Source organism: Flavihumibacter fluminis (assembly GCF_021491375.1).
In the GTDB taxonomy this organism is placed as follows: domain Bacteria; phylum Bacteroidota; class Bacteroidia; order Chitinophagales; family Chitinophagaceae; genus Flavihumibacter; species Flavihumibacter fluminis.
This window is the reverse complement of sequence record NZ_JAKEVY010000005.1, coordinates 194,233-206,753: the sequence shown is the minus strand read 5'-3', so window position 1 is coordinate 206,753 and position 12,521 is coordinate 194,233. Positions and strand designations below refer to the sequence as shown.

General features: G+C 42.4%; 8 protein-coding genes. 3 read left to right on the top strand and 5 right to left on the bottom strand.

All coding sequences use genetic code 11. The features are described from left to right. Nucleotides 1-11: 11 nt before the first annotated feature. The 3 genes from L0U88_RS18460 to L0U88_RS18450 form a co-directional block, all read right to left on the bottom strand. A complete protein-coding gene (locus L0U88_RS18460) occupies nucleotides 12-3,284 on the bottom strand; it encodes a SusC/RagA family TonB-linked outer membrane protein (RefSeq protein WP_234867964.1) in 3,273 nt (1,090 codons plus the stop codon). 174 nt (nucleotides 3,285-3,458) lie between these two features. Next, nucleotides 3,459-4,571: a FecR family protein gene (locus tag L0U88_RS18455; RefSeq protein ID WP_234867962.1), complete on the bottom strand. Its 1,113-nt coding sequence runs from the start codon at nucleotides 4,569-4,571 to the stop codon at nucleotides 3,459-3,461. Between the two features lie 67 nt (nucleotides 4,572-4,638). Continuing rightward, nucleotides 4,639-5,226 carry an RNA polymerase sigma factor gene (locus L0U88_RS18450; protein WP_234867960.1) on the bottom strand — a complete coding sequence of 196 codons (588 nt, stop codon included), beginning with the start codon at nucleotides 5,224-5,226 and terminating at the stop codon, nucleotides 4,639-4,641. Between the two features lie 145 nt (nucleotides 5,227-5,371). On the opposite strand from L0U88_RS18450, the gene L0U88_RS18445 reads away from it, so the two are divergent. From L0U88_RS18445 to L0U88_RS18435, 3 genes are read left to right on the top strand one after another with little or no spacing between them, the layout of a single operon-like run. Then, nucleotides 5,372-6,856 carry an arylsulfatase gene (locus L0U88_RS18445; RefSeq protein ID WP_234867959.1) on the top strand — a complete coding sequence of 495 codons (1,485 nt, stop codon included), beginning with the start codon at nucleotides 5,372-5,374 and terminating at the stop codon, nucleotides 6,854-6,856. 43 nt (nucleotides 6,857-6,899) lie between these two features. After that, a complete protein-coding gene (locus L0U88_RS18440) occupies nucleotides 6,900-7,466 on the top strand; it encodes a Crp/Fnr family transcriptional regulator (RefSeq protein WP_234867957.1) in 567 nt (188 codons plus the stop codon). A 55-nt stretch (nucleotides 7,467-7,521) separates the two neighbouring features. Continuing rightward, a complete protein-coding gene (locus tag L0U88_RS18435; protein WP_234867955.1) occupies nucleotides 7,522-8,724 on the top strand; it encodes an MFS transporter in 1,203 nt (400 codons plus the stop codon). 1 nt (nucleotide 8,725) lies between these two features. Here the strand turns inward: L0U88_RS18435 and L0U88_RS18430 are convergent, their stop codons facing one another. Both L0U88_RS18430 and L0U88_RS18425 read right to left on the bottom strand, forming a co-directional pair. Continuing rightward, nucleotides 8,726-10,396: a glycoside hydrolase family 43 protein gene (locus L0U88_RS18430; RefSeq protein WP_234867953.1), complete on the bottom strand. Its 1,671-nt coding sequence runs from the start codon at nucleotides 10,394-10,396 to the stop codon at nucleotides 8,726-8,728. Between the two features lie 67 nt (nucleotides 10,397-10,463). Then, complete coding sequence (locus L0U88_RS18425) at nucleotides 10,464-12,521, bottom strand: thioredoxin domain-containing protein (RefSeq protein ID WP_234867951.1); 2,058 nt, start codon at nucleotides 12,519-12,521, stop codon at nucleotides 10,464-10,466.

Here is a 12,521-nt window from a genome sequence, read left to right as displayed (position 1 = left end):
GAGTTGACGAATTAAAAATTCAGGTTTAATCCTAAGGTGTACAAACTGGTTTGAGGGTAATAGATTCCCCTGCCTGATTCTGCTTCAGGATCAAGGTTCCATTCGTTCAACTTTGAGAATGTTAATAAGTTCGTTCCAGATAAATAAATTCTTGCTGCATTAATTCCAGCTTTTTTTAAGAGTGGTGAAGGAACGGAATAATTTAGCTGGAGATTTTTCAGTCGCAGGTAAGATCCATCTATAATCAGCCTGTCTGATGTATTAACATTTCTCTGATCACTTTTCCTTGGCAAAGGGAAACGTGCATTGGGACGCTCAGGTGTCCAATAGTTATCAGTAACAATTTTATGTGTAAATCCCTCAAAGATTCCATATTCAGACAAGGCCCCAGACAACCGGGTATCTACATCAGCAGCTCCCTGGAAAAGCAGGTTCAGAGAAAAATTACGATAACCAAGTTCTGCCGTAGCACCAAATGTGTATTTTGGAAAAGGGTTCCCAATAACTGTCCAGTCGTCTGCATTGATTCTTCCATCCTTATTCAGATCAACATATTTAACATCACCTGGTTTTGTATTGGGTGCGATGGTAGGATAATTATCAATTTCTTGCTGACTTTGAAAATACCCATCCGTTTTATACCCCCAATGTGAGTTATAAGGCAATCCCTCTTTTACTATGTAACGAGGGTCCAGATCATATGAGCTATTGATAAATGGACCACCTCCTTTTAAATCAATCACTTCATTTCTATTGATTGCAACATTACCGCTGATGGCATAAGTGAATTTATGCTCATTGTTACGATATCCTAATGAAATCTCCCAACCCTTATTATCAATTACACCTGCATTCTGATTGGATGAAGTAAAACCCGTAACTACAGGCAATGGCAATGCCAGTAATATACCACTGGTTCGCTTTTTATAATAATCAACAGAAAAAGAAAGTTTATAGCCAAGAAGGCTCCCCTCAATACCAATATCGGTTTGTGTATTGGTTTCCCAGGATATGCTTGGATCAGCCAGAACAGTTTGCGAGAAAGTTGGAGCAGCCACGCCTCCAAAGGTGTAAGATCCCTGTGTTAATGACGCAAAATAGCTGTAGAGAGGAACGGTTTGATTACCCGTTTGCCCCCATGACCCCCGAATCTTTAGTTCATTAAATGGCGTATTCAGGTTATCAAAAAAATCCTCTTCTGTAATTCTCCAGGCTGCAGAAAAGGATGGGAAAAAACTATACTGTTTGTTGCCGGTAAACCTGGATGATCCATCATACCTGCCGTTAACTTCCAGCAAATATTTCTGGTCAAAGGAATAATTAAGTCGGGCAAAATAAGAGCGCAATCCGAATTTGTATTCATTTCCGGAATTATCCTTGGTTGGATCATTGGCCCCCTGTCCTATTGATTGTATGTCATTATTGTAAAACCGTTCCCGATAAGCCGACAAGTTATAGCCATTATTATACAATTCTGAAAATCCAACAAGTGCTTTCAACTCATGCCGACCAAAACTAGTAGCATAATTCGCCAGATAGTTGGTTGTAATTTCCCTATATCGATTACGTGTTTCAGTCAGTGCGTTATTTGCTACCTGATATCGCCTTCCGGTAAGAGAATCAAAATTATTTACCGCATTCCGGTAAGCTTTCTGCTCTGTAAAATCCATAACTGCAGAAACCTGGGCACTAAGTGTTAGTCCTTTCAACAACTGATATTCCATTTTACCAGAAGCGTAAAAATAGTTACTGGCTATATTATTATTGCCTGATTTTTCAGCAAGGAGGAGCGGATTAAATCCCTGTTGACTAAGCCCGTATGTGCCATCCGGATACTTTGGAGCTGCAAACAATGTTCCATGAAAAAAACGGTTAAACACATCAGATGCAAAAGGACTTCTGGACATATTATACCGATAGTTAAAGTCTGCACTCATTTTCAGCCGTTTGTGGAGTTGCATATCATTATTAATCCGGATCTCCCGAATGGATGCGCTATAATTCGGGGCAATCCCTCCCTGGTCCATATAGCGCATACTCACGCGGGTACGGGAAAATTCATTTCCCCCGCTAAAGGAAACATTATGACTATGCTGTGGTGCAGCTTTCAATACTGTTTGGAACCATGTATTTACATCCGGATATTTATAACGGTCTGAAGAATTTACCCAGGTATCGATACTTTCATCAGTATAACGAGCGGGAATTGTTAATCCCTGGTTTGTATAGGCTAATTGCTGATACCGCATGTATTTTTCCAATTCCATATTTTCCGGCTGGTTTACAGATTTCTGAATGGCATAATATCCATTATAAGCGATCTGAACTTTTCCGGTTTTAGCTCTTTTAGTTGTAATCAATACCACTCCATTTGCGGCACGTGAACCATAAATGGCTGTTGAGGATGCATCTTTCAATACAGAGATACTTTCCACATCTTCCGGATTCAGGTTAAACATCTGTTGCTCCACACCATCTACAATAATGAGTGGGGAACTATTTCCGGAACTATTTCCGGAGAAAGTGGTAATACCTCTTACCCGCAATGTGGCTGCAGAGCGGCCCGGCTCTCCTCCCCTGTCTAAAACTGTTAGACCAGGAGCCTGCCCTTGTAATGCCTGCTGCAGATTGGAAACCGGTCTTCTTACCAGGTCTTCACCTTTAACCTGGGTTACAGCACTGGTCATACTGACTTTTTTCTGAGTACCATATCCAACAACAACCACTTCATTCATCGACTGATCCACTGCTTTTAACTGAATGATAAGATTCGCATTTACTCCCACCCTGATTTCAGCAGTTTGCATATCAACATAAGAAACCACTAGAATGGCATCATTGTCCGGAACTGCAATTGAAAACTGTCCCGCATCATCCGTAGTGGTAATCAATGAACTGCCTTTTACCTGAACCGTTGCTCCGGATAAGGGTTCCCCTTTGGAGCCTGTTACTTTACCTGTGATCGTTTTATTCTGATCCTCTGAACTGGAAGCGGTAATTACTATAATTCGGTTCGGCAGCTCCTTAAATTTTAATTCATTGGCAGAAAGGATTGATCCTAAAATTTCGACTACCCGAACATTCTCCCCTTTAAAATCAACGGTTACATTTCCGGGGATCTTATCACTGCTGTAAACGAAACGGTAAGAAGATTGTTGTTCAATCTCTTTCAGTGCTTTTTTCAAGCGGGTTTGAGAAAAATTAACAGATATTCGCTCCTGCGAATAGGACTTTGCCGAAACCTGTAAACAGGTAATCAGCATAAATGCGATCGTTAACTTCATAAGCAGCAGTGTTTTTAGCACTTGCCTCGGCAGGAAAGGGCACGTGCGGTCCTTTGTTTTTTTCATACTTTTGTTCTGGTTTTATACAGAGCAGTTGCCAACTCCAATTGAACACTGCTTCTGTGGGTTAAACTAATGGAAAAGGGAGAGCGCAACTCCCTTTTCATTTATCTGTCATTTTGATCTGATTTTTAGTATTTTATCGTTTAATTCATAACTAAAGGAATTGGATAGCTGCATAGCTTCTAGGGCCTGTTCCAGGGGGATATTCTCAAAAAAAGCAGTAAACCGGTATTGTTTAATGGCTTCATCCTCAAAAACAAGCTGAACCTGGAACCATCTTTCAAACTTTTCTTTTAATTGATCAAAGCGTTCGTCGTTGATTTCAAGGGAATTCCGGGTCCAAACGGTTTCAATAATGGAATTGCCATCTTTACCAATGGTGATGGGTAGTACCGTAGCAGTTGGTTCTACCACTTCGCTGGTTGAACCGGAAACGGTAGCCGCAGTAAGTTCCTTTTCTTCCCATACCAACTTCTGGTTGGGTTCCAGAAATATGGAACGATCTTTTTTAGCAGGTAAAATCACTTCAACCGATCCTCTGATTAATGCAGTTTCAGCCTGCCTTGAACCTTTAAATGCCCGTACATTAAATGCGGTACCATGAACTTTTACGGTAAACTGTGGTGTGGTTACAAAAAATGGAGCAGACGGATCATGTTTTATATCAAAAAAAGCCTCACCGATCAGTTGCACAGTGCGGTTTGAACTGCCAAATGTAGCGGATAAGCTCAAAGAGGAATTGGCATTTAAAACCACTGTTGACCCATCCGGTAATACCAGTGATCGTTTTTCCCCAACTGTTGTCAGATATTGTTCACTGGCTGTAAGCTTTGTAGTATCCGCAGCTTTTTGCACCAGTTTTTTGGTTGTTGGGGTAGTGGCTGGCTGGGTCGGGTTGCCGAACCATTGATACCAAATAAGCACCGGCAACAAGACCGCCGCCGCATAGGCGAGCCAGCGTTTAACCGGAACAGGGGTTTTGATTTCCGGATTTTGTTCAGCTATAGATTGCTTTAGTCTGTCGAGCTGTTGTTTTTTATCCTCTTCTTTGAGTACGCCGAACAGCGATACAAGCAGCAACCTGGCATCTTCCAGTGTCGCCCACTCTTCCGGATAAGTAGCCAGGTAAGCAGCCCAATGGGATTTATCAGTTTCTGTAGGTCGTGTACAAAAACGAATAAATGATTCGTCTTCCAGTAACTGATCCCTGTTTTTTCTATCCATCACAAGCAGCGTTATGAGGATAAGACGGAAAACAGACAGGAATCTACCTGCTTTTTCTGAAGTTTTTTTAAATCGTTGCAAAAAGCAACAAAAGCAGCATGGAAGACCCACCAGTTGCCAGATTCGGATGCACTACCAGCTCGGCCTTCAACTGCTTTAAACCTATTGATAAATAATTATAAATACTTTGAGCCGACCAGCCGGTTTCTGCCTGAATAGCTGAAACAGATAGCCCTTTGTAATATTTCAGAAAAATGGCCCGCTTACAGCGCTCCGGTAATTGGTCGTATGCTTTCCTGAGCAACTGTGTCAATTCCTGCATGGATTCCTTTTCCATGAGAGTTGTTTCCGGGGAAGGGATGAGGGTAAGGGGATGATTCATCCAGTTATCATCCTGGGAATACCTGTGCGATTCCCGAAATAGATCAATGATCTTTCGTTTATAGGAAGTTATGATATAGGAATTCGGATAACTGATCGTATCGAAATCAATCTGTTTCTCGTAAAAGGACAGAAACAATTCATGAATCAGGTCCTTTTGTACCAACTCCTCCAGTTGGCGGGCTCTTCCGATTTGCAGAAGCTGTTCATATACCTCTTCAAAATATCGGTACAACCGCTCGCAGTCGTAAGATGGCCGTTGGTCCTGATACATAGCAATCAGAGTTTGGTTAACCCGGTTATTAGCAGTAACCGTATACTGAATATATCAAGTCCTGACAACACTGACAAATGCAAACGTTTGTTCAAAAATTGATTGGAATAAAAAAGGATATTTATTTAACACCAAAGAAGTCAACATGAAATTACCTGCCATATTGATTTTCCTGATAACCCTCATTACAGGATTAATCTCCTGTAAAGCTCCAGAGACCAATAAAGCCACTCGTACTGCAACACCAAATATCATTTACGTCTACGCAGACGACCTGGGTTATGGAGAATTAGGTAGTTATGGGCAGACAAAAATCAAAACACCGCATCTCGACCGGATGGCTGCAGAAGGGATGCGCTTTACCCAACATTATACGTCTACTCCGGTTTGTGCACCAGCCCGTGCCATGTTATTGACCGGCTTACACGGCGGACATTCTTACATTCGCGGCAATCATGAACTAGGAGGATTTGCAGACACTGCCGAACGCGGGCAATATCCACTTCCTAAAGCTGCTATAACCATTGCAGATGTCTTAAAAACAAAAGGGTACAGCACGGCTATTATTGGTAAATGGGGGTTAGGAATGGCCAACACAGAAGGAAATCCCCTCCTGCACGGATTTGATTACAGTTATGGATACCTTGATCAGAAGCAGGCCCACAATTATTACCCCTCGCACTTATGGGAAAACGGGAAATGGGACACACTGGATCAACCCTATTTTTATGTACATCGTAAGCTTTCACCAGACAGTGCAACTGATGATGCATTTGCTTCTTTTATCGGTAAAGACTATGCGCCGGATAAATTGACAGAAAAGGCAGAAAAATTTATTCGCGAAAAAAAAGAAAAGCCGTTTTTTCTTTACCTCCCCTACACCATTCCTCATGCTTCTCTGCAAGTTCCTGAAAAATGGGTGAACGCGTATAAAGGGCAATTCGAGGAACAACCCTATTTTGGACAGCAGGGTTATACACCTAGCAAATATCCCTTATCAACTTATGCCGGAATGATTTCCTATCTGGATGAACAGGTAGGGAAAATAATGGCACTGATTAAGGAACTAGGACTTGAAGAAAACACCCTGATTTGTTTCAGCAGTGATAACGGTGCAACATTTAATGGCGGTGTAGATGCCCGTTTCTTCAATAGTGCAGCAGGTTTCAGAGGATTAAAAATGGATTTGTATGAAGGTGGAATCCGGATGCCGTTTATTGCCCGCTGGCCCGGAAAAATTAAAGCCGGAGCTGTTTCTGATCATGTATCTGTTCAATACGATCTCATGGCTACACTCGCAGATCTAACCGGAGTACCAGCCCCTCCCAATGATGGAATTTCGTTTCTTCCTACTTTGCTGGGTAATGACAAGAATCAACAGCAACATGAATTTCTCTATTTTGAGTATCCTGAAAAAGGCGGGCAGCGTGCTATCCGGTATGGAAACTGGAAAGGAGTGAAAACCGGTCTGAAAAATAATCCGGCTGCTCCCTGGCAATTGTTTGATTTGTCCAAAGACCCATCTGAAACAACAGACCTCGCTTCAAAACACCCTGATCTGTTGAAAACTTTTGATGCCATCGTTGCGCGGGAACGACAGGATAGCCCGCTTGCTACCTGGAATTTCTAAGTGTCAGACAAGAGTCAATACATTGTCTTAACATTGTACTGACATGTTTCTGACACTTCAGCGATACTTCAACCAGTTTCAACCGCTTTCAGCCCCTGCACTGGAAGCAATAGAAGCTATCTGTAAACCCATTACCATTCAGAAAAACAAGAACCTACAGCATATTGGTCAAACCTGCCAGACCATTTATTTTCTGGAAAACGGGATTGCACGTATTTATTACCTGAAAGATGAAATTGATATAACAGAAGGTTTTTATTTTGAGAATAGCATCATTGCCCGAGCCGAAAGTTTATTCACGGGTAGGCCTAGCCGAAAAGGTATCCAGGTGTTGGAGACTGCGGATCTGATTGCCATTGATTCGCAAAAGTTTTTTGCCCTCTTTGATGCCTATCCCGAAATCGAACGCCTTTTCCGAAAAATTATCGAAGCTGCCTACATCGACACCATCAATCGGATTGAATCACTCCAGTTCAACAGTGCTGAAGAGCGTTACAAGAGCCTGCTTGAAAGCAGTCCCGATTTAATCAACCGTGTTCCCCTTAAATACATCGCTTCCTTCCTGGGCATAACCCAGGTAAGTCTTAGCCGGATCCGGGCAGTCCGTTGATTTTTTATCATTTGATAAATCTGCTCGCTGCAATCGAATGGAACTTTGCATATAGATGCATTCCATTCAACTCGGATTAAAAGAAAACTGGAAACAGTTCACCTTGCTGGTGATCGTCAACGCTTTTGTTGGCGGAATGGTCGGGCTTGAACGATCCATCCTGCCCTTACTGGCAGAGCAGGCTTTCCAGATGGCTGCCAAGACGGCTATCCTCTCTTTTATTATTGTGTTTGGTGTCGTAAAAGCACTGACCAATTATTTTACCGGATCACTGGCAAATAAATTCGGTAGAAAGCGTTTACTCATTGCCGGTTGGATTATTGGTCTTCCGGTCCCTTTCCTGCTGATCTACGCAACTTCCTGGAACTGGATCATCGCTGCCAATGTTTTACTCGGTATCAACCAGGGACTTACCTGGAGCAGCACGGTGGTAATGAAAATTGATCTCGTTGGAGAGAAAAAAAGAGGCTTTGCAATGGGCCTTAATGAATTCGCAGGTTATCTCGCCGTGGCAGCCGTAGCCTTTCTGACGGGATGGCTCGCAGGCCGGTTTGGCATTCGACCCGTTCCATTTTATACCGGTATTGTATTAGCAGTGGCTGGGTTACTGACCAGTATATTTCTGATTAAAGACACGGTGCACCATGTAGCAAAAGAAGCTGCCGATAGTAATATTCCCATAAGAAAAAAACTTTTCCGCGAAACGACCTGGGCAGATCCTAACCTGGGGGCAGTTACACAGGCCGGATTGATCAATAACCTGAATGATGGTATGGCATGGGGACTATTCCCCCTGCTGCTTGCTTCAAAAGGATTCAGTATTGGACAAATCGGGTTCATTACAGCCATCTATCCGGCGGTATGGGGCATTGCCCAACTGTTCACCGGCCATATGGCAGACCTGTACAGCAAGAAAAAACTCTTGTTTATCGGCATGTTATTGCAAGCTATCGCACTACTTCTTTTTCCGGTTGCAGCCACCCTACTTCATTATTTTTCCTTATCAATTTTATTGGGATTAGGTACCGCGATGGTTTACCCAACCTTTTTAGCTACCATCGCCGATTGCACACACCCCAAAGACCGCGCCGCCAGCATTGGCATTTTCCGGCTCTGGCGCGATCTGGGTTATGCTATTGGCGCCTTATTAACCGGACTGCTTGCTGATCTTTTTGACCTGGATATCGCGATCTATGCAGTTGCATTGCTCACCTTTCTATCAGCCATGATCATACGCTTTCGCATGACGATCCAATAAATTACCGGAATACAGCATCCTTTCCAGTGTATTCAAACCAGTCAAACGAAGCTTTATTAATACTTTGCTCACCCATAGAGGTTGCATACAATCCGAAAACCGCGCCTACAAACCCACCAGCAGTGGCCGTACTTAAATAGCGGCCATCCAATTCCTTCAGGGTTTCCCAACGCTTTCCATCGGGCGACCAGGAAAATGTATACACTGCTTTATTAGGCTCAATCCTAAGATAAACAGCTTCTTTATTGTTATTAACCGGTTTTGATACCAGTAATTGCATGCTGTCCTTTTCAGATTTATACAATTGCACTACCTGTTTACCTGCTTCAACAGATTTACATAAATAATAAAAATGTGTTTCATTCTGAAAAATGATCAATCCTGCTTTTTCCTTTTCAGTTTCGGCAGAAAATTTCATTTTTGTACTTGCACTTGCCTCATGGTGATGCTGCCGAAATCCAACAAAGGATGGGTTATCGCGTCCGCTTACTGTATGCGGACGAAGCGAAATCTCCAGCCAACCAGGCTGACTGGTTGTTGAATACCAGGTATCGGTTACAGTTCTCAGGAACGTAAAGCGTACATTCAGCGCTTTCTCCTTAAAATCATCCTTAAAAGTAAAATTGCCGCTAAACGCATTATCCAGTTGCCCCTTAACACCTTTTGGCAACGGATATCGATACTGTACTTCTTCCTCTTCCCGGGTTATAACCGGCCAGCCATCTGTTGTCCAGGTTACAGGCGTAAGAAATGTTTCCCGGCCAATATTATAATGATCGCCTTCATAAGGACGACATCCTAAAAACACCGCATACCATTCACCCTGCGGTGTTTCAACCAGATCTGCATGTCCGGCAGTGGTTATGGGATTTTTCCTGGATCGATCCAGATGTCGTTGTGTCAAAATTGGATTTTGATCCCAGGGTTTAAAAGGACCAGTTACTGATTTACTTCTGAATATAACCTCAGAATGGTTGTAACCGGTTCCACCTTCTGCGCACATCAGGTAGTACCAGTCCTTAATTTTGTAAATATGAGGCGCTTCAATCCATACCGGATGTTTGGACGTATCAACTCCTCCATTCACCATTAACATTTCTTCACCTACCACCTTTTTAGACTTATAATCAAATTCATACATCCGTATGGTACGATGCCCATTCCATAATGTCTTCCGATTGGGAGGATCGCTGTTGTAAATAATGAAAGATTTATCAGTTGTTTCATCAAAAAACAAAGAAGGATCTATACCATTTACTTCTTTGATGTATACCGGATTGCTCCATGGTCCTGCAGGATTCGTAGCTGTTATCACAAAATTACCACCCTTGTCAATCAGGGTACAAACAATGTAAAAAACACCTTTATAATAACTGATGGATGGTGCAAAAAGTCCTCTCGATACTCCGGCACCAATTAATGGCAATTGTTCCGGCCGATCCAAAGCATGACCGATCTGCTTCCAGTTTACCAGATCACGACTATGAAAAATCGGCAAGCCCGGATAATACGCAAAGGATGAATTCACGATATAGTAATCATCCCCGGCACGACAAATACTGGGATCAGGATAAAATCCGGTCAAAATAGGATTCGTATAAGTTTTGGTTTCCTGGGCTCTTACTTGTTGTATGAGCAGCAACAGAAACATCCAACATAGAACTCTTTTCATAACTTAAAATTAGCAGTGAACTATTCAGGCTGATAGTAATTTTGTCGATTTAAAGGGAAGAAATGTTTTACTTCTGATTGATTTGCTTTAAAGCCAGCCGTGGATTTTCAACAGGGCGTTTACAGGTACCATCTTCACATACATAAATCATCGTTTTAGTCATTGTAACTTTGTTATGCAAGAGGGGAATAAACTCCTCTTTTTCAGTTCCAAGAAAAATAGCCAGCGGCAAATAGTTTTGCTGAAGCTCCTGATTTATCCGGAGTGCATCAGAACCTGCTATCGCAACTTCCTTTGTTCCATACCCATACCAGGCTGCCAATTGGGCCCAGGTGCCGTAATACGGTGCTTTATCACCAACTAATTCAAGTTTAATTTTACCAAACAGGCTGGCTGATAGCTGCAGATATTCCTTATTATCCAATAAGCTCCCAATCTGATACAAAAGAATCGCAGCAATTGCATTCGGAGCAGGAATTTCCGTATCCGCCAAACCAATTTTCCGGATGACCGGATAGCCTTTCTCCGCACTGGTATAATAAAATATTCCAGCCTCATTATCATAGAACTTTTCAATTAACTGTTCACAAATACCGGCTGATCTGAATAACCATTCCTTATTAAAATCCTGCTGATACAACTGCAGAAACGCCTTACCTACTAGTACGTAATCTTCCAGGAACACTTCTTCTTTCCCGGCTTCTGCGATATGGCGAATACCCTTATCCATTTCTGCTGCCAGCAATTCACCTAACTGAGTTGCTCTATTCAGGTAGGCAGTGTCCCTGAATGCAGTATAAGCATCCATATATGCCATTACCATCAGTGCATTCCAGGATACTATAATTTTAGTGTCTACCGATGGTTTTGCTCTTTTAACCCGGTAAGCAAGCAGTTTTTGATTGGCACTTGCTAATTGAGCAGAGAAGGATTCGGGATTCAGTTTATTCAATAAAGCAAATTGCTCTTCAGTAAAAGCAGCTCTTAATACAGACCTGCCGTTTTTCCAGTTTCCGGATTTATTAACCTGGTAATAGTTGCTGAACTGCGACAGGAAATCAGGAATCAGTGTTTCTAATTCCTTATAGGTCCAGGTATAATAATAACCCTCACCTTCTTCAGAAACTGCGTTAGTGGAACTGAAATAAGCACCTTCTGCAGTTTTCAATGTTTTAAAAACGAAGTCAATTGTTTGTCTCGCAACTTTTTCCAGCAGTGGATCACGGGTTAATTTAAAGGCTTTGGCATAGACACTGATCAACTGTGCATTATCGTAAAGCATTTTTTCAAAATGCGGCGTTGCCCAGGCACTATCCTCTGTATACCTTGCAAACCCGCCTTCCAACTGATCATAGATTCCGCCCAAAGCCATTTTATACAGGGTAGTTAGCAATTGTTGCAAAGCGATAGTATCCTCTGTTATGGCAGCATACTGCAACTGATATTCCAGCAGCGGTGAGTTTGGAAATTTGGGAGCTCCTGTTAATCCTCCGAAAACTGTGTCCAATTTGTTTTGAACAGCGGAATAAATTTTATAATAATCGCTTACCGTGAATGCGCTGCTATTTACTGAAGTATCAATTACTGAAAACTCCAATTGTGCAATGCCGTGAGAAAGTGATTGGGCCTGCAACTTTACCTTGCCAGGCTGTTGCCGGTAGGTTTTACTAATCTGCAACAGTAATGATTTCCAGCTCTCTTTTTCGTAATAGGTGCCTGCGTAAAACGGACTACCATCGGGCAACGCAAAAGCATTGAGCGGCCATCCTGCATTGCCCGTTATGAGTTCACAGGCATTCATATAAATCCTGTCAATATCCGGTCGTTCTTCCCGATCTACTTTTATACAAATGAATTGCTCATTCATTATTCTTGCAACAGCAGTATCCATAAAGGATTCCTCTTCCATCACATGACACCAGTGACAGGAAGCGTAGCCAATACTTATCAGTAAAGGCTTATTCTCCAGCTTTGCCTTTGTCAATGCTTCCTCTCCCCACTCATACCAATCCACTGGATTATCGGCATGCTGCTTTAAATAGGGACTACTTGCTGAGCCCAGTCGGTTCAGGTCGGTATTCCTGCAAGCACTCACAAAAAACAGGTATAACAGCAACCAGCGCAT

Bases quoted from the DNA above. Each gene is read 5' to 3' on its own strand.
- L0U88_RS18460 (WP_234867964.1), bottom strand. From the start codon at position 3,284: ATGAAGTTAACGATCGCATTTATGCTGATTACCTGTTTACAGGTTTCG.
- L0U88_RS18455 (WP_234867962.1), bottom strand. From the start codon at position 4,571: ATGGATAGAAAAAACAGGGATCAGTTACTGGAAGACGAATCATTTATT.
- L0U88_RS18450 (WP_234867960.1), bottom strand. From the start codon at position 5,226: ATGTATCAGGACCAACGGCCATCTTACGACTGCGAGCGGTTGTACCGA.
- L0U88_RS18445 (WP_234867959.1), top strand. From the start codon at position 5,372: ATGAAATTACCTGCCATATTGATTTTCCTGATAACCCTCATTACAGGA.
- L0U88_RS18440 (WP_234867957.1), top strand. From the start codon at position 6,900: ATGTTTCTGACACTTCAGCGATACTTCAACCAGTTTCAACCGCTTTCA.
- L0U88_RS18435 (WP_234867955.1), top strand. From the start codon at position 7,522: ATGCATTCCATTCAACTCGGATTAAAAGAAAACTGGAAACAGTTCACC.
- L0U88_RS18430 (WP_234867953.1), bottom strand. From the start codon at position 10,396: ATGAAAAGAGTTCTATGTTGGATGTTTCTGTTGCTGCTCATACAACAA.
- L0U88_RS18425 (WP_234867951.1), bottom strand. From the start codon at position 12,521: ATGCGCTGGTTGCTGTTATACCTGTTTTTTGTGAGTGCTTGCAGGAAT.